Annotated in this window: 18 protein-coding genes and 1 riboswitch; all 18 genes read left to right on the top strand. The window is 36.0% G+C overall.

Annotated features, from left to right (window positions below; all coding sequences use genetic code 11):
- Nucleotides 1–410 precede the first annotated feature (410 nt).
- The 18 genes from JN09_RS04375 (at nucleotide 411) to JN09_RS04290 (ending at nucleotide 20,418) form a co-directional block, all read left to right on the top strand.
- A complete protein-coding gene (locus JN09_RS04375; protein ID WP_204433086.1) occupies nucleotides 411–2,012 on the top strand; it encodes an alpha-glucosidase in 1,602 nt (533 codons plus the stop codon).
- Nucleotides 2,002–3,360, top strand: coding sequence for a glycoside-pentoside-hexuronide (GPH):cation symporter (locus tag JN09_RS04370; RefSeq protein WP_204433084.1), 1,359 nt, complete (start codon nucleotides 2,002–2,004; stop codon nucleotides 3,358–3,360). The genes JN09_RS04375 and JN09_RS04370 overlap by 11 nt, the downstream gene beginning before the upstream one ends.
- Before the next feature lie 118 nt (nucleotides 3,361–3,478).
- Entirely contained in the window at nucleotides 3,479–3,676 is a 198-nt protein-coding gene (locus tag JN09_RS04365; protein ID WP_204433082.1) for a cold shock domain-containing protein, read from the top strand.
- A gap of 128 nt (nucleotides 3,677–3,804) precedes the next feature.
- Nucleotides 3,805–3,976: riboswitch (Lysine riboswitch) on the top strand.
- 74 nt (nucleotides 3,977–4,050) lie between these two features.
- Entirely contained in the window at nucleotides 4,051–4,881 is an 831-nt protein-coding gene (locus JN09_RS04360; RefSeq protein WP_204433080.1) for a transporter substrate-binding domain-containing protein, read from the top strand.
- Nucleotides 4,881–5,636, top strand: coding sequence for an amino acid ABC transporter permease (locus JN09_RS04355; protein WP_204433078.1), 756 nt, complete (start codon nucleotides 4,881–4,883; stop codon nucleotides 5,634–5,636). Before JN09_RS04360 ends, JN09_RS04355 begins: the two co-directional genes overlap by 1 nt.
- On the top strand, nucleotides 5,633–6,367 hold the full coding sequence (locus JN09_RS04350) for an amino acid ABC transporter ATP-binding protein (RefSeq protein ID WP_235985187.1): 735 nt from the start codon (nucleotides 5,633–5,635) through the stop codon (nucleotides 6,365–6,367). The genes JN09_RS04355 and JN09_RS04350 overlap by 4 nt, the downstream gene beginning before the upstream one ends.
- A gap of 215 nt (nucleotides 6,368–6,582) precedes the next feature.
- Nucleotides 6,583–7,311, top strand: coding sequence for a Fic family protein (locus JN09_RS04345; protein WP_204433077.1), 729 nt, complete (start codon nucleotides 6,583–6,585; stop codon nucleotides 7,309–7,311).
- Nucleotides 7,312–7,383: 72 nt separating this feature from the next.
- On the top strand, nucleotides 7,384–8,526 hold the full coding sequence (locus tag JN09_RS04340; RefSeq protein ID WP_204433075.1) for an MFS transporter: 1,143 nt from the start codon (nucleotides 7,384–7,386) through the stop codon (nucleotides 8,524–8,526).
- A gap of 25 nt (nucleotides 8,527–8,551) precedes the next feature.
- Nucleotides 8,552–9,394, top strand: a complete 843-nt coding sequence (locus JN09_RS04335; RefSeq protein ID WP_204433073.1) for a S1-like domain-containing RNA-binding protein — start codon at nucleotides 8,552–8,554, stop codon at nucleotides 9,392–9,394.
- Nucleotide 9,395: 1 nt separating this feature from the next.
- Entirely contained in the window at nucleotides 9,396–10,817 is a 1,422-nt protein-coding gene (gene proS, locus JN09_RS04330; protein WP_204433071.1) for a proline--tRNA ligase, read from the top strand.
- A gap of 222 nt (nucleotides 10,818–11,039) precedes the next feature.
- The gene (locus tag JN09_RS04325; protein WP_204433070.1) at nucleotides 11,040–13,691 is read left to right on the top strand and encodes a cation-translocating P-type ATPase; all 2,652 of its coding nucleotides are present in this window, start codon (nucleotides 11,040–11,042) and stop codon (nucleotides 13,689–13,691) included.
- A gap of 254 nt (nucleotides 13,692–13,945) precedes the next feature.
- Complete coding sequence (locus JN09_RS04320; RefSeq protein ID WP_204433068.1) at nucleotides 13,946–14,278, top strand: hypothetical protein; 333 nt, start codon at nucleotides 13,946–13,948, stop codon at nucleotides 14,276–14,278.
- Between the two features lie 17 nt (nucleotides 14,279–14,295).
- Nucleotides 14,296–15,330 carry a V-type ATPase subunit gene (locus JN09_RS04315; protein WP_204433066.1) on the top strand — a complete coding sequence of 345 codons (1,035 nt, stop codon included), beginning with the start codon at nucleotides 14,296–14,298 and terminating at the stop codon, nucleotides 15,328–15,330.
- Between the two features lie 8 nt (nucleotides 15,331–15,338).
- A complete protein-coding gene (locus JN09_RS04310; RefSeq protein ID WP_204433064.1) occupies nucleotides 15,339–17,258 on the top strand; it encodes a V-type ATP synthase subunit I in 1,920 nt (639 codons plus the stop codon).
- Nucleotides 17,259–17,278: 20 nt separating this feature from the next.
- Nucleotides 17,279–17,728 carry an ATP synthase subunit C gene (locus JN09_RS04305; RefSeq protein ID WP_204433062.1) on the top strand — a complete coding sequence of 150 codons (450 nt, stop codon included), beginning with the start codon at nucleotides 17,279–17,281 and terminating at the stop codon, nucleotides 17,726–17,728.
- A gap of 16 nt (nucleotides 17,729–17,744) precedes the next feature.
- Nucleotides 17,745–18,053, top strand: a complete 309-nt coding sequence (locus tag JN09_RS04300; protein ID WP_204433060.1) for a V-type ATP synthase subunit F — start codon at nucleotides 17,745–17,747, stop codon at nucleotides 18,051–18,053.
- A 9-nt stretch (nucleotides 18,054–18,062) separates the two neighbouring features.
- The gene (locus JN09_RS04295) at nucleotides 18,063–18,659 is read left to right on the top strand and encodes a hypothetical protein (RefSeq protein WP_204433059.1); all 597 of its coding nucleotides are present in this window, start codon (nucleotides 18,063–18,065) and stop codon (nucleotides 18,657–18,659) included.
- A gap of 10 nt (nucleotides 18,660–18,669) precedes the next feature.
- Nucleotides 18,670–20,418 (top strand): V-type ATP synthase subunit A, encoded by a 1,749-nt coding sequence (locus tag JN09_RS04290; protein WP_204433058.1) that lies wholly within the window; start codon nucleotides 18,670–18,672, stop codon nucleotides 20,416–20,418.
- Nucleotides 20,419–20,424 lie beyond the last annotated feature (6 nt).

The following is a 20,424-nucleotide window of genomic DNA, read 5'->3' as shown; positions in this document are numbered from 1 at the left end:
AGAACCGTAGGGACTACGGGGATAGCCTATTGAGTCACTGGTGGGTACATCGGTTTGGATAGGAAGCCCCCACTTCTATTTAAGTGGTGGGTAGTTCACACACTATGGGATCGTGCGATCTATTAATGAACTTAACATGTTCAATACGGTTATCCTCACTTTTCTTGAGAGTTCGTTCTTCGAATATTGACAAAATCGGTTCTTTTATCGCCATAGTATCAGTCCTTTTCTACTACCATTATAAAAGAGATAAACGGTTATATCAACATAAAATAAGTGAGTGTATAGGGTTACGAACCAAAAGGATTTATTTACTAGATTGTTAGATTAGCTCTTATAAAAATCCATATGAGTCATTTACTTAGTGATTCTTTATATATGATATAATACCTGTAAAAGGGGTTGTTCTTATGGATTATAAATCAAAAGTTTTTTATCAGATTTATCCACGAAGCTTTAAAGACTCTAACAACGATGGCATCGGAGATCTCAAAGGCATTATCTCCAAACTAGATTACATAAAATCCTTAGGGGTTGACTACATATGGCTAAGCCCTGTTTATCAGTCGCCTAACGTCGATTATGGCTATGACATAAGTGATTACTACAAGATCAATAAAGAGTTTGGCACCATGAAAGATATGGACGAATTGATTCATCAAGCCTCACTTAGAAACATCGGAATCATTATGGATTTGGTGATGAATCATACATCTGATCAACATGAATGGTTCATTAAATCCAAAGATAAGACAAGTCCGTACCGCGACTATTATATTTATAAAGATTCAAATAAGAAGTACCCAAACAACTGGACCAGTTTTTTTGGTGGAAAGGCTTGGAGTCAAACAGAAGATGGTAGTTTTTACTTACACCTTTTCGCTAAGAACCAGCCAGATTTAAACTTAAGAAATGAAAAAGTCATAGAAGAGTTCATTAAGATTCTTAAGTTTTGGTTAGATAAAGGGATAAAAGGCTTTAGATGTGACGTTATTAATGTCATTTATAAAGACAGTCTAGAAGATGGTAAGTGGCGCCTTGTATTAAAGGGGTTAGAACATTATCATTCAACCAAAGGCAATCATGAGATTCTAAAACGTCTTAGAAAAGAAGTGTTTGACCCTTATAACGCCATCACGGTTGGTGAAACGGTGTTGGTAAATGTGGAACAAGCAGAAGCCTTAATGGGAAAAGATGAGAAAGAACTAGATATGGTATTCTCATTTGCCCATATGGAAACCGATCAAATCAATAATAAGTGGTTCAGAACCAAGTTTAAACCGAATAAGTTTATAAAAGTCATTAAACATTGGCAAGAAAACCTTTCATGGAATACCGTTTATTTTGAAAACCACGACCAACCAAGAAGTATCTCAAGGTTTGGACGTGAGTATTATCATAACGAGTCTGGGAAGATGCTTTCGACACTCTTACTCACATTAAGGGGGACGCCTTTTATTTACCAAGGGGAAGAAATTGGCATGCTTAATGTCGATTATCATTCAATTGATGACTATAAGGACGTTGAAACCAAAAACATTTGGGCTTTGTCAAAGAAACTTCATTTCCCTAAATGGTACCGAAAGAAAATGATTAAAAAGAGTTCAAGAGATAATGCGAGAAGTCCAATGCAATGGGATAGTGACTCAGGATTCTCAAAAGCAAAACCTTGGTTAGCGATGAATCATAATCAAGTAAAAATCAACGTTAAGGCTCAGGAAAAAGATCCAAACTCGTTGTTAAACTACTATAAAGAACTCATCAACTATCGCAAAAATAGTGAGGCATTATCCATTGGAGATATCCAATTTGTCAATCAAAAAAGAGGCGTCATTGGTTTTTATAGAGTATTTCAATCTCAGAAAGTGTTTGTCTTAATTAATATGACCAAACGACATAAGAAGTATCATCTATTGCCCAAAGGGATTGTTGTCTTTAATAATTATGAAGATATAAATTCAAAACTAAAGCCTTACCAAGCGTTAATCATGGAGGTTAGAAATGAAAACTAAACAGAAGTTTGCCTTCGGGGTTGGGACCATTGGTAGAGACATGAGTTACACCTTACTATCGATGTATCTCATATTCTATCTTACCGAAATTCGTAACTTCTCCTCGAGAATGATTTTGATTCTAACGGCAATCATCGTAGTGATAAGAGTATTTGACGCGTTTAATGACCCTTTTATGGGTGTTATCATTGACAATACAAAATCCAAATATGGAAAGTTTAAGCCTTGGCTTTTGATTGGAGTTTTAGGCTCAGCTGTAACAGCTTCACTGATGTTTCATAGTTTTGAGGTTAGTGATGGCTTATACATTCTATTTTTTACAGGATTTTATTTATTGTGGGAAGTATTTTATACCATGAACGATATTGCTTATTGGTCGATGTTGCCGGCGTTATCCCTAGATCAAAAAGAACGTGAATCCTTAGGGGCTTGGGCAAGAATTTTCGCAAACATTGGGTTATTCGCGGTGGTTGGTGGCTTAGTGCCAATCACAAAACTCTTGAGCGATTTCTTAGGTAGTTATGAGAAGGCGTATTTCCTTTTTGCGATACTGTTAGCCATTATAATGGTAATTGGACAAATGTTTACAATTCTTTTCGTTAAAGAAAGGGTCCATGTTGAACAACCAAAGACTAAGGTGAAAGATATTCTAACAATTATTGGTAAAAACGATCAGCTGCTTTGGGCAGGCATATCAATGTCTTTATTTATGACAGGGTATATGATCACAACCAATTTTGGATTACATTTCTTCAAGTATGCTTATCAAGATGAAAGTATTTATTCGATATTTGGCATTATTTTAGGGGTAGCGCAAATTATTGCCCTACTGTCCTTCCAATTCTTTTCTAAACGTATGAAGAGAAATCAACTCTATATGTTTTCTACGGCATTAATTGTCGTTGGATATGTTTTATTTTTCTTATCGCCAATGAAACTTTTATACATAGGATTCTCAGCAGTATTGATGTTTTTTGGGCAAGGCATTCTTCAACTATTAATGCTAGTTTTATTGGCAGATACAGTAGAATATGGCCAGTACAAGCTAAAAAAACGCAATGAGTCAGTCAGCTTTGCAGTACAGCCTTTTGTTAATAAGCTATCAGGTGCACTTGCAAGTGGGTTCGTAGGTGTCACTTTAGTTATTATTGGGATTACGGACGCAACCTCTGTGGGTGATGTAACAGAAGGCATGATCAACGGCCTTAAAACGGCGATGTTGTTGATTCCTTTAGTATTGATTGCTATTAGTTACTTTATATACAATAAGTTTTACAAGATTGATGAAACTATGTATAAAGTGATTGTAGAAGATATTAAGAACCGAAAAGAAGTAAATGTAGACTAATAAAAAATACTTTAAAAATAGTTAGACATTCCCCTTGTTTTTAATATTTATGTAGTGTATAATGAGTTTAGGTGAAAAATGATTTCACTAGAATTTTTAAGTAAGGAGTACAGTTATTATGACAGGCAAAGTTAAATGGTTTGATGCAGAAAAGGGATATGGATTTATCTCTACATCAGAAGGCAAAGATGTATTTGTTCATTTCAGCGCTATTCAAGCTGATGGTTACAAAGCATTAGCAGAAGGCGACCAAGTTGAATTTGAAGTTAAAGACGGCGACCGCGGCCCACAAGCTAGCAAAGTTGTTAAATTATAATTTTAAATAACAAGGTAAGGTAAGGACTGTTTTCAGTCCTTTTTCTTATCTTTTTTCAGACTGAAAGCGTTTTATATGGTATTAAGGTTGACTTAGTCATCAATATACCGTATTCTATATGCAAACAAAAAAAGTTTAGAGGCAGCGATGTATCATAGTAAGATTTGGAGCAGGCATGCGACGAAGAATCTGAAAGGTAACCATCGCCGAATATGGATTTAGGCATAAATACCATATGGGGTTATAGGGAACACTTATAACACTCCTACAGTTAAAAGATGTAGAGGCGCTAACCGATTAAATTTTAAATTTATTTCGTGTTGAAGGCGTCCTATTGGACGCTTTTTTTGTTAAAAAATTAGGAGGTCTTCGACATGAGAAGAATATTGATCGTATTAGTAGTTGCATTAACGTTTATCTTAAGCGCATGTAGTCAAAGCGTATATGAGGTAAAAGAAGGAAACACCTTGGTAGTAGGTCTGGAAGCGGCTTATGCACCTTATAACTGGACTACCACAACAGAAACTGAGTTCACTATGCCAATTCACGGACAAGCTGGCGCTTTTGTAGATGGTTATGATGTTGTAATCGCTAAGAAGATTGCTGAAGAACTAGGTTTAAAATTAGTAATCAAGGCGATTGACTGGGATGGATTGATTCCTGCCCTTCAAGCTGGAACCATCGACGTAATTATTGCAGGGATGAGTCCGACAGCAGTTAGAAAAGAAACAGTGAATTTCTCAAGTGAATACTACCGTGCATCACAAGTAATGGTTGTCAGAACGGATTCTAAATATGCGAATGCAACATCTATTTCAGAGTTTTCCGGAGCTGAAGTTATTGCGCAATTAGGTACTTTACAAGACGACTTAGTCGATCAAATCCCAGGGGTAAAACGTGGGACAGCGCTTGAATCCTATAACGCAATCACCAATGCAGTAACAAGTGGCGTATCCGATGCGTTTATTGCAGAATTGCCAGTTGCTATTTCAATCACAAGTTCAAACCCACAATTAAAATACATCCAATTTGATTCTGAAAATGGGTTTACTGTCTTAGAAGAAGATGTCGTAAGTGCGGTTGCTGTTAGAAAAGTCGATAATGAATTATTAGAAGCTATTAATGGTGTATTAGAGAAACTATCATTAGAGTCAAAAGAAGCTTGGATGACTTTAGCTGTATCAAGAGCAAACGCTAACGACTAATGAGTATTGTTTTAGCCTCATTGCCTGAACAAGGCAAAATATTTAAAACCATGCTTTACTTAATCGAAAACTACTATGAAATCATATTATATGGATTAGGGGTAACAATTCTACTTTCTGTCGTGGGGACATTAGGTGGATTTTTACTTGCCATGATGGTTGCCCAAGCTAGATTAGTAGAAATTGATCATAAAAGAGACACATTAGTAGAAAAAATTACAAAAACCATCTTAAAGAAGTTATCTATAGCCTATACCACTATTTTTAGAGGTACGCCAATGATTGTTCAAGCGATGATTATATATTACGGTATTGCTTCTTTAAGAATCTTTCCTTGGTGGAGTCCACTACCTGCAGGGTTATTGATTGTTACCATCAATACAACTGCTTATATCTCAGAAGTCTTAAGAGGCGGTGTTTCTGCTGTAGATCCAGGTCAAATGGAAGCAGCAAGAACCTTAGGCTTAAACCGTAAGCAAGCAATGAGACATATCATCTGGCCACAAGCCATTAAAAATGCATTACCAGGAATTGGAAATGAGTTTGTTGTCAATCTGAAAGACACCGCCGTGTTATCGGTTATTTCAGTGGTGGATTTATTCTACTCCGTTAGACAAAGTGCAAGTGCAACTTATCGATACCTAGAAGCCTTCTTGATTGCGGCTGTATTGTATCTAATTTTGACCTATGTATCGAGTAAAATAGTCGATTATCTAACCAAAAAACTAGATACGACCAATGAGGTGAAGGCATGAAACCAATCATTGAAGTGATGAATTTAACGAAAAGTTTTGGAGATAAAACCATTTTAAATGAGATTAATTTGTCTGTTCATGAAAAAGAAGTGATTACCCTTTTAGGCTCTTCAGGGTCTGGTAAAACAACCCTTTTAAGATGTTTAAACTTATTAAATGAACCGGATTCTGGCCACATCTATTTTGATGGTGCGGATTTAATGGATCCCAAAACAGACATTGATAAATTAAGAGAACACATGGGCATGGTATTCCAACAGTTTAATCTATTCAACAACAAAAACGTCATAGAAAACTGTACGTTGAGCCCCGTGATTAGACTCGGTTTATCTAAAGAAGAAGCAACAAACCGCGCGATTAAGTACTTAAGTAAAGTTGGCCTACAAGATTTCTTGTATCAAGATGTTAGAAGATTATCTGGGGGTCAAAAACAAAGAGTTGCCATCGCAAGAGCGTTATGCATGGAACCTAAGGTGATGTTATTTGACGAACCAACCAGTGCCCTTGACCCAGAAATGGTCCAAGAAGTACTTGAAGTCATTAAAACATTAAGAGATGAAGGCATGACGATGGTCATTGTTACTCACGAAATGAACTTTGCGAAAGATGTATCAGATCGAATTTTATTTATGGATTCAGGCATCGTATTAGAAGAGAATAATCCAAATGATTTCTTCAATGCGCCAAAAGAAGAACGCACTAAGCAATTTTTGAAAAAAGTGAATCATTAATATGTACGCCTTTGTAGTCGATTAGACCCTACAAAGGCGTTTTCTTTCATTGTTTAGTTTTTATTCTGATAAGATACGGTTCATTCTATTGTAAATTAGATTATTGATTCCAAATGCTTTTGCCAATTACTGTAAGATAATTCAAATTTTTTTAAGTTGAATGATAGCGTTTTTATTGATATAATGAAATTATAAGAAACGGGAGTGAATTTAATATGGAAAAAGGACTTTTAGAAGCAGAGAAAAAGCACCTCTTACTAATGCTTAAAGAAGCTAAGGAAGAGGAAGTTCAAAGAATCGACGAAGCATTTTCAAGAAGATTTGCCGTTGATGCAGTTAGTTTTGAAGGCAATAACCATGTTACATTAGAAGAAGTTGAAACACTTGCTCAAGCAAAAAAATTGCTTAACCGTAGCGAACGCGAACAAAAAGAAGTACTAAATCATCTTAAGGCTTACGAGTATGTAGTTAAATCCGCAAAAGAAAAGAAAGAACTTTCTGAAGAATTCTTAAAAGATCTTCATCAAATGATTCTTCAAGATATCATGAATGCGGGTTATTACAGACAAGTTAATGTGCAACTTATGGGCTCAACCCATCAGCCACCTGACCACGTTAAAGTCTATGATCGTATGAAGAAGTTTATGAATAATCTGTCTGAGTTTAAAGGGGATGCAATCGAGCTTGCATGCTATGCTACCTTAGTTATTTCAAAGATTCACCCTTTTGTGGATGGGAACGGCAGACTTGCTAGATTAGTACTAAATTTCGTACTTATTAAAAATGATTACTTACCGATCTCAATTAGTAGAATAGATGCAAAAGAATATTTCCATGCATTGGACATGTTTAAAGAAGAAAAAACAATGGACCCAATGGTCGAACTCGTATCGAAACTACTTATCAAGCGATATAACGAAGTTAACCAACTTTTATCTAAGTAAATCAGTACCTTTTAAAAGAGTGAAAATACTTTCACTTTTTTTTGTATTTGATATAATACTTATGGTGATTATATGAAAGAATACCGAAAGTATCAAATAACCTATTTTTTTAGATTTGTAGGGGATGCGTTTTTTTATCCCTTTTTTGCACTATATTTAAAGTATTTGAATGTGCCTAATAAGGACTTAGGCATCATTTTAATGATATTACCGCTGACTGCTTTGTTTGTAAATCCGCTTTGGAGTATGCTTTCTAGAAACGTCAATGATAATCGACTATTTTTACGAATACTACCAGTGATTGAAGCCATATCAGTAATCATTCTGGTTAGTTTAAATCAACTATCCTGGATTCCCCTAGTAGTGATTATGATTGCGATAGTAGGCCAGCCAATCTATGTATTATTAGATAGTTTTACGTCAATTTACACGAAAAAGACTAATACATCTTATGGAAACATTCGTTTATGGGGGTCTTTGGCTTATGGACTTGCTACCCTTTCCTCAGGGTTGTTAATAAGTAAGATTGGTTATGAAGATACCTTCATGATCGCAGCTTTTTTCCTAGCCATCGTTGCAATACTCATGAGTTGGATATTGCCGATTGATTTAACTGGGGATGAGAACCTAAACACAAAGAGTGACATTAAAGTTTTAGGTCAAAACAAAAACTACATCAAGTTTGCATTATTCTATGTAATTACACTTGGAATTATGTTTGGTGGAGATAACTACTTGAGCCTGTATTTCCAAACATTTGGACTAGATGCCGATGGATTTGGATTTGTAACATTTGTTTTTGTCATAGGAGAAATCCTAGTATTAGCTTTATTATCCAAATTTGGTGACAAACTATCAACACGTTCAATCTTGGTAGCAATCGCACTTGCTAACGGGTTACGATTCCTATACTATGGGTTTGACTTACCACTATGGAGTTATATTGCATTCTCATTCATCAGAAGCATTTCCATGGGAAGTATGCTTTATATTACCGTCAGATACATTACGGAAATCACTGAACCTAAAAATGTCACTTTGGGGATACTGATTTTCTCAAGTGTTAGAAGCTTATTCACCGCTTTAATTATGATGGCAGGTGGATTTCTTACAGAGTATTATGGGTACCGTTTGTTTTATGTATTATCCGGGGTTATTGCCCTATCAGCGCTATTTTTTATAGACTATAAAAACACTAAAAAAGAATTAGTATGATATAATTGAACAAGGATGTGATAAAATGCTAAAAATTGGTGAATTAAATGAATTAAAAGTCCTACGTAAGACTGATATTGGTTATATGCTTACAGACGGAAAAGAGGAAGTTTTGTTACACAATAATGAAACAAACTTTCAAAAATTAGAAGCGGGTCAAACAGTAGAAACATTTATCTATTATGACCACAAAGCGAGATTAGCTGCCACCCTTAGCAAGCCCATTATCACGACGAATCGACCAGGTTTTGTAGTTGTCAAAGACTTACATGAAACATTAGGCGTATTCGTCGATAACGGAACTTCTAAAGACATGTTGGTCTCAAAAGATTTCCTGCCATATGATCAAACATTATGGCCGCAAGTTGGCGACAAACTATACTGTATCTTAAGACACAAAAATAGACTAACAGCCAAACCACTTAACAAAGTGGATATTGATTTAAGACCTGAAAATCCTTTGAAACTCGGGGACAAGGTTACGGCCTATGTCATTCATTCAGGTCATGAAGGATTGAACTTAATCACTCAAGAAGGACATAAGCTTTTCGTCCATCATACTCAAATGCGTGAAAAACACCGCATGGGAGAAGAACTTGAAGTGAGAATTGCGAGAATTACCCCAGGTGATTATAGTGGGTCATTGATAGAAACCAAAGAAATCATGATGGATAAAGACGCTGTTATGTTAGAAGAATTCTTAAAGAAACATGGCAGAATGGCCTTGACTGCAGATTCGGATAAAGAAGCGATTGATGCAGCCTTTGGATTATCGAAAAAAGCATTTAAGCGTGCACTTGGAAGACTCTATAGTGAACGTAAAGTAATATTTGAAAATGGGGAAACCATTTGGATTAAAGGTGAATAATATGGATAAAAAACTAGTTGAAACAATAACCTCACGTGATCAAGATTTCGCACAATGGTACACTGACTTATGCTTAAAAGCAGAACTGATGGATTATAGCGATGCGAAAGGCTTTATCATTTACCGCCCATACGGATATGCAATATGGGAAAATATTCAAAAATACTTAGACACTAAATTTAAAGAGACTGGACATGAGAATGTCTACATGCCAATGGTGATTACTGAATCGCTATTCCAAAAAGAAAAAGACCACGTAGACGGTTTTGCGCCAGAAACTGCATTTATGACAACAGCTTCAGGCGATGAAGGTGAAAGACTTATCGTTAGACCTACTTCTGAAGTTTTATTCTGTCAACATTATGCAAAAATTGTAAGTTCATACCGTGACCTTCCAAAGAAGTATAATCAATGGTGCAGTGTGGTTAGATGGGAAAAAACCACTAGACCTTTCTTAAGAGGTAAAGAATTCCTATGGCAAGAAGGTCATACCATTCATAGAACTGAAGAAGAAGCTAGAAAAGAAACCTTAGACATGCTAGATACTTATAACCGTTTAGGTCGTGATTTATTAGCGATTCCTTTCGTTACAGGGAGAAAGACGGAAAAAGAGAAATTTGCTGGAGCTGTTGAAACCTATGCCATTGAAGCATTAATGCATGATGGTAAAGCTTTACAATCAGGTACTTCACACTATTTTGGAAGCGGATTTGCAGAAGCATTTGACATCAAATACCAAGACAGCGATAACTTAGTAAAACACGTATATCAAACCTCTTGGGGTGTATCTACAAGATTGATTGGTGCTGTAATTATGGTTCATGGTGATGACGAAGGCTTAGTATTACCACCATATGTTGCACCAACTCAAATTGTGATCATTCCAATTCAAAGTCAAAAACAAGAAGTCATGGATGCTGCTAATAAGCTTTATCAAGATTTGAAAGAAGCAGGATACCGTGTAAAACTAGATGATTCAAATCGTACCCCAGGTTGGAAGTTTGCTGAATACGAAATGAAGGGTGTACCAGTTAGACTTGAGGTTGGTCCAAGAGATCTTCAAAATGGGGTTGTCACAGTTACAACTAGACACAATAGAGCGAAATCTCAAATTGGCCTAGATGTGGTCGTTTCATCCATGGATCAAGTCTTAAAAGACATGCATCAAGATCTATACAATAATGCCCTTAACCATGTTCAAAAAAATACATTTGTCGCAAAGACTTATGATGAGTTCAAAACCCAAATTGAAAAGGGTGGATACATCAAGATGAGCGTTTGTGGGGAAGAAGCAGAATTAATCATTAAAGCAGATGTTCAAGCAACTGCCAGAGTCATCTTAGATGAACCACTTGTGACTGAACTCTGTCCAGTTACTAAAAAGAAAGCAACACAAACAATTTTATTTGCAAGAGCATATTAATGTTGATTTACCAAAGGCTTTCGTTTATAATTAATACTACAAGTTAATCTACTCATGGGGAGTAGCAAGTAAATAACCATTTACCTTCATGTTCGTCACAACGGCTTAATGCCCGGGCATGATTTCATTTATGAATTGCAAGACCATATTTCTGTTTAGAAGTATGGTCTTTTCTTTACTTTGTAGGTTACTAATAAGTATAATAAGAATAGGAGTGATAACATGTATTATCAAAAAGATGTAGTAAATGTATTAAGTTCACTAGAGGTAGATCCTAAACAGGGATTATCTTCAAGTGAAGCACAAAAACGCATTGAACAGTATGGCCAAAATAAATTAACATCGAAGAAAAAGAAAAGTGTAATTTACTTGTTTTTTCAACAATTAAATGACCTTTTGATCTATGTATTGTTAGCAGCAGCTATATTAACCATTATTGCAAGTGCACTAGAAGGTCATCCAGAGTTCACAGACGCCATCATTATTTTGCTTGTTGTATTCATTAACGCATTCATTGGTGTAATCCAAGAATCCAAAGCTGAAAAAGCGGTGGAAGCATTAAAGAAAATGGCATCTCCAAAAGCACTTGTCAGAAGAAATGGCTCATTAATCGAAATTGATTCAGAAGAATTAGTGCCAGGGGACATCGTTATTCTTGAGGCCGGCCGAATTATTCCGGCAGACTTAAGATTAATCGAAAGTAAGAACCTTCAAATTGAAGAATCAGCCTTAACTGGAGAATCCGTACCAGTTGATAAAAACGCTGATGTAAAACTTGAATCAGACAAAGTATCCCTAGGAGACCTAATCAACATGGCATTTATGTCAACGTTGGTCACATATGGTCGTGGTGAAGGGGTTGTAGTTTATACAGGTATGTCCACTGAAATGGGTAAAATCGCAAGTATTCTTGATACTGAAACAGACGACACTACCCCACTTCAAAAACGTCTAGATGAACTTGGAAAAATCCTTGGGATTATCGCGATTGTTGTATGTATAGTCATCTTTGGACTTGGTGCACTTCAAGGAAAAGATTTAATCGAAATGTTTATTACAGCGATTTCACTAGCAGTTGCAGCTATTCCAGAAGGGCTTGCTGCAATCGTAGCCATCGTCTTAGCACTTGGAACAACCAGAATGTCCAAGAAAAATGCAATCGTTAAGAAACTTCCTGCCGTTGAAACATTAGGCTCTGTTAACGTAATCTGTAGTGATAAAACCGGAACGCTTACTCAAAATAAGATGACCGTTATCGAAAGTTTTACACTAAATGAAACCAATGAATCTAAACAACTTTTATTAGAAGGCTTTATGTTATGTAGCGATGCAACCTCAGAAAATGGCGTTGAAACAGGTGACCCAACTGAAATTGCATTGGTTAACTTCGGGATTCTAAATAAGATTGTTCCAAGTGAGTTAAATGATGCTTATCCAAGAATCAATGAAAAGCCATTTGACTCAGATCGTAAGATGATGTCAACCGTACACCCTATAGGTAATCACTACCGTGTTTATACTAAAGGTGCACTCGATAACTTAATTAAGTTTTCAACGCATGCACTAGTCAATGGTGAAAAAGTAGCCATTACAGATAAAATCATCAATGAACTATTGGATAAGGCCAATGAGATGTCTAATAAGGCTTTAAGAGTATTAGGCTTGGCCTACCAAGACTTTAGCTATTCACCAGATGTTAAAGAACTTGAAAAAGAAATGGTTATCGTCGGGTTTGCAGGCATGATTGACCCTCCAAGATTAGAAGTTAAGGATTCAATCAAACATGCTCAAAACGCCGGAATCAAGGTCGTCATGATTACCGGAGACCATCCGAATACAGCCTTTGCAATCGCTAAAACATTAGGTATTGCAAAAAATATTGAAGAAACCATGTTAGGTCAAAAATTAGACGATTATTCAGATGAAGAATTGGATAAGATTATTATGAATTATAGTGTGTTCTCAAGGGTTTCTCCAGAACACAAGGTGAGAATTGTATTATCCCTTAAACGCTTAGATAACATCGTTTCTATGACTGGAGATGGTGTTAATGACGCACCTTCATTAAAGAGTGCAGACATTGGAGTTGCAATGGGTATTACAGGTACCGATGTATCTAAAGGTGCTGCAGATATGATTCTTACAGATGACAACTTCTCAACCATTGTCTCTGCCATTGAAGAAGGTAGAAACATCTATAACAACATCAAAAAAGCAGTCATTTTCTTACTTTCATGTAATTTAGGTGAAGTCGTCGCAATCTTCTTAGCGGTTTTATTTGGATGGCCAGTACCATTATTAGCCACACAAATATTATGGATTAACTTAATTACAGATACGCTACCAGCCATTTCACTTGGTGTTGACTTGGGTGATCCAGATGTGATGAACCAAAAACCACGTAACAAGAAAGAATCGTTCTTCGCAAACAATGCTGCCCTAAGAGCAATCATTGGTGGCACACTAATTGGGTTATTAACATTAACCGCTTTCGTTATTGGCCTGTTAGAACAAGGAATTCAATTTAAAGACATTATTCATGTAGAACATGGTCAAGATGCATTTGTTTATGCCTCCACAATGGCATTCGTAGTCTTAGCATTATCACAACTTCTTTACTCATTCTCAGTAAGAAGTGAAACTAAGTCTATTTTTAAAGTTGGTTTGTTCTCTAATAAGTATCTTGTCGGATCACTTATTGTTGGGGTGTTACTACAAGTAACCGTCATCAGTGTACCTTTCTTACAAGATGCATTTGGGGTTACAATGTTAAAAATGATAGACTGGGATATTGTTGTTATATTGAGTATTATTCCATTAATTGCTAACGAAATCATCAAAAAAGTACTATTTAGTATTAAGGGACGTCGCTAAGACGTCCTTTTTTTCATAATAATCACAAATAAAACCGTTTTCCATATCTAAACATGACGATTTATTCTTGTAATAGTAAAGCCTTTGTACTAAAATAGCAATGTTGGCTTAAAAGTACGATTCAACTTTAAAATAGATACATAAAAGTGTATAATGAAAATGAGTGATTATGCATTTTATTATATGTATACGCGTGCGTTCTTAAAGATTAAGTTATAAAGAATGCATTTCGTGTTTTTAAAGTAAATCATTATATGAGAAAAGAAGGTGAACCTATGCATACTGCCTTAATCAAAGAAACGATTCAGTTAGACAAAGAAGCGCGAGAAGCTGTTAACGCCCTTCAAAAAGAAAAAGAAACGCTTGAAGAACGTGTTAAACAAGACGAACTTGCTTTAATCAAAACGAATAAGAAGAAACTTACAGACTTAATTGAGTCAACTAAGCAGAACTATGAAGCTGAGATTGTCTCAAAGACTGAAAAAGAAAAAGAAAAATTCATCGAAATGTTGGATGTAATTAAAAAGGAGTTCGACGAGAAGGAAAATGAATGGATTGACGCCATTTATGCTTACTGTGTTGAATAAAAAAGGAGAAATGCTTAATGGGTTTTGCAAATAATGCAATCATCACGAAAGCTAAATCTATATATGGAAACTTTTTAAAAGAAGAGGACTATGAACGTATTGTCAAATTTCGTTCAATCCCGGATTTGGTTGGTTTTCTAAAGAAACATCCTAACTATCAAGAAACTCTGAAAGATGTTTCTGAGAACGCAATTCATAGAGGTCAACTTGAAGCGCTTATTAAACGAAATTCATTTGATCAAATTCAGCGTCTCACTAACCAAGTATTTTCTAAAGATGAACCATTCTATAGGTTGAGTATCGTGAATCAAGAAAATGACTTAATTCTAGCTGTCTTAAGAACCATAATTTCTCAAGAGTTCGACGATATGAAGGGTAAAATCCCCTATTTCTTCGAAACACACACAAAAATCAGTGTTGAGCAATTAATCAAAACCACCAATTTTGATGAGTTATTAGCAGCATTAGAAAAAACACCTTATTACAAAATACTTAAACCTTTTTACACAAAAAATCCTGAGATGATTAGATATTTAGACATCGAGCATCACTTAGAATCTTATTTCTACGATGAAGCTTTTGATCGCATCGATAAGTTTTACAGTGGTAAATTAGCCAAGGACTTAAAGAGTGTATTTGAAACGCGGATTGAACTAGGAAACATTATCAAGATTTATCGTCTTAAAAAGTTCTACCAAGCTAATCCCGTAACCATTAAAAGTGTATTGATCAAAAAACACTCACGCATCAGCGAGAAAAAAATGGATGAGATCATCGCAATCCAAGATCCCGATGCAATCTTAAAGTACTTATCTAAATCAGAGTTCTCGAGATTTCAAAGTGATAAAGACTATGTATACGTTGAGTATTACGCAGGCAAAATCAGATATGATATTGCCAAGAAGTTTATGTATTTTTCAACAGAAGTACCAAAGGTTTTCTTAGCATTTATGACGCTAAGTGAAATCGAAATTGACAACTTAACGAACACCATTGAAGGCATTCGTTACCAAGTTGATGAAAATGAAATCAAGCAAATGCTAATTTACTAGGAGGCACTATGGGTATAGCAAAACTTAAACTTATTGACCTAACCTCCAATATAGATAATTTAGATCGTGTATTGATGAGATTTATAGATTTAAAGAACTTCCACCCTGTTTTGGCAAGTGAAATTGTCGAAAAGGTTCAAGGACTTACATCTTTCGTCTCAGAAAACCCATGTCAGACGATGTTACAAGATATCCAAGACATTGAGTCAAAGTACGATTTAAACTTACCTAATATTGAATACAGAGATGAATCTTATGATTTAAATCGTATGTATGATTACATCACAGATTTAAGAGCTTCACTCGAGGAAGAAGTCGCAAAAATTAAAGAATTAGAACAGTTCATTGAAAAACATGAGAATGCACTAATTCAGGTGAAAAATATTCAGAGTTTGGATTTACCACTAGACGATTTATTTGCTTGTGAGTATGTATCAATGCGTTTCGGACGCCTTCCAAATGATTCAGTCGACAAACTAAGATTTTTCCAAAACCGTCCGTTTGTCTTTAAATCATTTAATGAAGATTCAAACTATGTATGGTGTATGTATTACACAACACAAGAATATAAAAGAGAAGTAGATAATATCTTCTCATCCTTATTCTTTGAAAGAAGCTTTATTCCTGACTTTGTTCGTGGGACTCCAAAACAAGCCATTCAAGATATCACAAATGCCATTTCGGATGCGAAGGCAAAGATTAATGCATACAAAGATGTTATTTGCTCAATTACGGATGGCTCTCAAAACAATCTTGCCCATATTAAAGGCCAACTGTTATTCTTAAGTAGATTATTCGAAGCAAAGAAATATGTGGTTGGACTTGGGGATAAATTCACGATTTCAAGCTTTATGCTTGAACAAGATATCGACTCGATTAAACAAGCTTTTGATGGCTTGGAAGATGTTGATATTGAAGTCCATGATGCCGATACAGATAAACGTATTACACCACCGACTAAACTGAAGAATGGATGGTTCTCAAAACCATTTGGGATGTTTGTTGAAATGTATGGGTTACCTGCTTATGATGAAATCGATCCTACCCCATTCTTAGCTTTAACGTATTCATTCTTATTCGGAATGATGTTTGGAGACCTAGGACAAGGGTTAGTGTTGATGTTAATAGGATTCTTAGCGTATAAGTTTAAAGGGATGCGTTTAGGGGCTGTAGGAATCCGTATTGGATTGTTTTCAGCACTATTTGGATTGTTATATGGATCATTCTTTGGAGATGAAGAAATCCTAACCCCGCTTTATACTGATTTGCTTGGTATGAAAGGGAAACCAATCCACGTAATGGACGCGAACTTTACGATGACACTCTTAATTACAGCAATTGCGATTGGTGCAGTGTTAATTCTTACAACAATGACGCTTAATATCTACACACAATTAAGACGAAAGAATTATGTTGAAGCAATATGCTCTCATAATGGATTTTCTGGTTTAATGCTTTATGGATTCTTAGGTATTGGATTCGCACTTCAATTACTTACAGGCATTAAAGTATTCAGTATAGTCACAATCATTCCGTTTGTGGTTATACCTCTATTTCTGATATTCCTTAAAGAACCAATCCATAGAAAAGTACACAAACATAAGATGTTCCCAGATGGGTTCGGTGGATTCTTCGTTGAAGCATTCTTCGAATTATTCGAAATCATTCTATCTTATGTAACCAATACGATGTCATTCTTACGTGTTGGTGGCTTTATTCTCTCTCACGCCGGTATGATGCTTGTAGTAACAAGCTTAATGAGCATGGTAGGGAATGCTGGATTATTGGTTATGATCTTCGGTAACATTTTCGTAATGGCACTTGAAGGCATGATTGTCGGAATCCAAGTTTTAAGACTTCAATTTTATGAAATGTTTTCACGTTATTACCAAGGTAATGGCGTTGCGTTTAACGCATTAAATCAATAATACATTAGGAGGCATAAATTATGTTAAATTTCATTGAATTAGTATTACCACTTATTTTAATCACATTAATCACTTTACCTTTGATCAAAGTATTCAGAGGTAAAACAACTGTACACTCTGCAAAAACAAGATTACTTGTACACGTATCAGGGTTCTTCGCAGTCATCGCTTTTGTATTTGTTGTTCAATTCTTCACAAGCCCAGTTGTATCTGCAGCTGAAGGTGAATCAGTAGTTGCTTCAATTACAGGCACAATGGCTCAAGGGTTAGGTTTCTTGAGTGCAGCATTATCAACAGGTATGTCAGCTTTAGGCGCAGGCATCGCGGTTGCTGCAGCAGCACCAGCAGCGATTGGAGCGTTCTCTGAAAACGAAAAGAACTTTGGTAAATCACTAATTTTCGTTGCCCTTGGTGAAGGGGTTGCGATCTACGGATTACTTATCTCAATTCTTATCATCAACAAATTATAATTAAGGGGGAAATCCTATGAGATTTTTCTTAATTAGCGACAATGTGGATACAGAAGTTGGTATGAGACTTGTGGGAATTGACGGGGTTGTAGTACATCAAAAAGACGAATTTTTAATCGCGCTTGAAGATGCACTAGAAGATCCTGAAATTGCCATTGTTTTAGTGACAACTAAACTCGTAGAATTAGCACCAGATGTCATATCTGAAATTAAACTACGAGAATCTCGTAAACTCATTGTTGAAATACCAGACAGACATGGTTCCTCATCAATTGGTGAAGCAATTGACCGATATGTGAGTGAAGCCATCGGCGTCAAACTGTGAGGTGGCTAAATGGCATATTATAACGAAGACCAACTCAAACGCTATTTCGAAAATGCAATTAAGCGTGAATCTGAAATCCGTATTGAGAAACTCCGTAAAGAAATTGACTACTTATATTCGAAAGAAATGAGTAAAGTCAATGCTGAACAAGAATTGAAAAACAAGCTTGAAACCAGTAAAGCGTTGCGTGAGTTACAAATTGAGCATCAAGACAAAATTAATCAAATCGGTATTGGATATGACGAGCAACTTATTAAAGAACGCCAAGTCATGGTCAATAACGTTTTTGAAGCAGTATACAAGAAACTTGTGCTATATAGACAATCTAAAGACTATCAAAAGAGCATGTCTAACAAGTACGAAGACATCTTGAAATATGCAAAAGGCTTACCAATCACAATTGAGATTGGTAAAGAAGATGGTTTGCTAGAAGAAGTGTTAAAGAAAAGAAATCAAGAATTTTCATATAACGAGTTCATTCACTTTGGGGGCTTTGTTGCAACCATAGACGATCTTAATGTTTCTATTGATCATACCATTGATCAAAAACTAGAAGAACGTAAAAAATGGTTCTATGAAAATGCTCGATTATTCATTAAGAAATAAGGAGGGTAATATGACAAACACGATTTATTCGATTAATGGTCCAGTCGTTACCGTCCAAAATTCGACTACGTTTTCGATGCTTGAAATGGTCTATGTTGGGAAAATGCGCTTATTGGGGGAAGTCATCTCAATCAGCAAAACCAAAACAGTCATTCAAGTATATGAATCTACAACAGGACTAAAAGTAGGAGACCCAGTTTACGGAACAGGTGAACCAATCTCTGCCCTTTTAGGACCAGGCTTACTGAAAAACATATTTGATGGGATTGAACGCCCACTTAAGACGATTGAACAAACCTCAGGCATCTATATTCCGACTGGGTCAGATGTGACTTCATTAGACATGGATTCTAAATGGGAAGTTACAATACTTGCCAATGTTGGTGATTATGTCAAAGAAGGCGAAGTGTTCGCGACGGTTCCTGAAACTGAAACCATCACACACCGCTTGATGATTCCAATCGGTTTATCTGGTAAGGTCATTTCTAAAGCTAAGAATGGCATTTATGCGCTTAAAGACACCATCATTCAAATTGAAGACTTTGAACATAAAATTCATTCGTTGAATCTTGTGCAAAAGTGGCCAATCAAAACCCCAAGACCTGTGCAAAAACGTCTTCCAATGTCGATTCCACTTGTTTCAGGACAACGTGTTATTGACACCTTATTCCCAATTGCCAAAGGGGGGACTGCAGCAGTCCCAGGTGGATTCGGTACCGGTAAAACGATGATGCAACACCAATTTGCGAAATGGTGTGATGCCGATTTAATCGTTTATGTTGGGTGTGGTGAACGTGGGAATGAAATGACTCAAGTTCTTGAAGAATTTGGCGAATTAATTGACCCAAGAACCAATAAACCACTTCTTGAAAGAACAGTTTTAATTGCGAATACCTCTAACATGCCAGTAGCTGCTCGTGAAGCCTCAATTTACACTGGGGTTGCGATTGCAGAGTACTACAGAGACATGGGATACCATGTCGCAGTTATGGCTGACTCCACTTCAAGATGGGCAGAAGCATTAAGAGAAATCTCTGGTAGATTAGAAGAAATGCCAGCAGAAGAAGGGTTCCCTGCGTATTTACCAAGTAGAATATCTCAGTTCTATGAAAGAGCTGGTTATGTCAAAACACTTTCAGATTCTGAAGGATCTGTTTCGATTATTGGCGCAGTATCTCCACAAGGTGCTGACTTCTCTGAACCAGTCACTCAAAACACCAAACGTTTCGTTAGAAGCTTTTGGGCACTAGACAAGCAATTAGCTTATCAAAGACACTATGCAGCAATCAACTGGAACTTGAGTTACAGTGAGTATATTAATGACTTAACCAGATGGTTTGATAAAGAGGTTGATCCTAGCTTCTTACTTAACCGTAAACAAATTATGTCCATCTTGGCTGAGGAAAACAAACTATTAGAAATCGTAAAACTCATTGGTAGTGACGTATTGCCAGATGATCAAAAACTCATCATTGAAATGGGGAAAGTGATTCGTCTAGGATACCTCCAACAAAATGCCTTCCACAAAGAAGATACGTATGTACCTCTTTTAAAACAACTTAAGATGATGGATGTGATTCTATATCTAGAAAAACGTGCACGTCAGTTTATTGAAAGTGGTAAATCATTGAATCTCTTACTGGAAACCGGGATTTTTGACAAGGTTATCAAGATTAAATACGACATTCCAAATAATCAAATTGACTTACTTGATGGGTATCAATCACTGATTGATGAAGCCGTTAAGAGTGTACGATAAGGAGGC

It is taken from the genome of Paracholeplasma morum (assembly GCF_016907055.1).
GTDB lineage: Bacteria > Bacillota_I > Bacilli_A > Acholeplasmatales > UBA5453 > Paracholeplasma > Paracholeplasma morum.
Note: the sequence above shows the minus strand (reverse complement) of the source record. Positions and strands in the feature narration are given on the sequence as shown.

What these genes read in the sequence shown, in the direction of transcription:
- JN09_RS04375 (WP_204433086.1), top strand. Translation starts at nt 411, where the DNA reads ATGGATTATAAATCAAAAGTTTTTTATCAGATTTATCCACGAAGCTTT.
- JN09_RS04370 (WP_204433084.1), top strand. Translation starts at nt 2,002, where the DNA reads ATGAAAACTAAACAGAAGTTTGCCTTCGGGGTTGGGACCATTGGTAGA.
- JN09_RS04365 (WP_204433082.1), top strand. Translation starts at nt 3,479, where the DNA reads ATGACAGGCAAAGTTAAATGGTTTGATGCAGAAAAGGGATATGGATTT.
- JN09_RS04360 (WP_204433080.1), top strand. Translation starts at nt 4,051, where the DNA reads ATGAGAAGAATATTGATCGTATTAGTAGTTGCATTAACGTTTATCTTA.
- JN09_RS04355 (WP_204433078.1), top strand. Translation starts at nt 4,881, where the DNA reads ATGAGTATTGTTTTAGCCTCATTGCCTGAACAAGGCAAAATATTTAAA.
- JN09_RS04350 (WP_235985187.1), top strand. Translation starts at nt 5,633, where the DNA reads ATGAAACCAATCATTGAAGTGATGAATTTAACGAAAAGTTTTGGAGAT.
- JN09_RS04345 (WP_204433077.1), top strand. Translation starts at nt 6,583, where the DNA reads ATGGAAAAAGGACTTTTAGAAGCAGAGAAAAAGCACCTCTTACTAATG.
- JN09_RS04340 (WP_204433075.1), top strand. Translation starts at nt 7,384, where the DNA reads ATGAAAGAATACCGAAAGTATCAAATAACCTATTTTTTTAGATTTGTA.
- JN09_RS04335 (WP_204433073.1), top strand. Translation starts at nt 8,552, where the DNA reads ATGCTAAAAATTGGTGAATTAAATGAATTAAAAGTCCTACGTAAGACT.
- proS (WP_204433071.1), top strand. Translation starts at nt 9,396, where the DNA reads ATGGATAAAAAACTAGTTGAAACAATAACCTCACGTGATCAAGATTTC.
- JN09_RS04325 (WP_204433070.1), top strand. Translation starts at nt 11,040, where the DNA reads ATGTATTATCAAAAAGATGTAGTAAATGTATTAAGTTCACTAGAGGTA.
- JN09_RS04320 (WP_204433068.1), top strand. Translation starts at nt 13,946, where the DNA reads ATGAGAAAAGAAGGTGAACCTATGCATACTGCCTTAATCAAAGAAACG.
- JN09_RS04315 (WP_204433066.1), top strand. Translation starts at nt 14,296, where the DNA reads ATGGGTTTTGCAAATAATGCAATCATCACGAAAGCTAAATCTATATAT.
- JN09_RS04310 (WP_204433064.1), top strand. Translation starts at nt 15,339, where the DNA reads ATGGGTATAGCAAAACTTAAACTTATTGACCTAACCTCCAATATAGAT.
- JN09_RS04305 (WP_204433062.1), top strand. Translation starts at nt 17,279, where the DNA reads ATGTTAAATTTCATTGAATTAGTATTACCACTTATTTTAATCACATTA.
- JN09_RS04300 (WP_204433060.1), top strand. Translation starts at nt 17,745, where the DNA reads ATGAGATTTTTCTTAATTAGCGACAATGTGGATACAGAAGTTGGTATG.
- JN09_RS04295 (WP_204433059.1), top strand. Translation starts at nt 18,063, where the DNA reads ATGGCATATTATAACGAAGACCAACTCAAACGCTATTTCGAAAATGCA.
- JN09_RS04290 (WP_204433058.1), top strand. Translation starts at nt 18,670, where the DNA reads ATGACAAACACGATTTATTCGATTAATGGTCCAGTCGTTACCGTCCAA.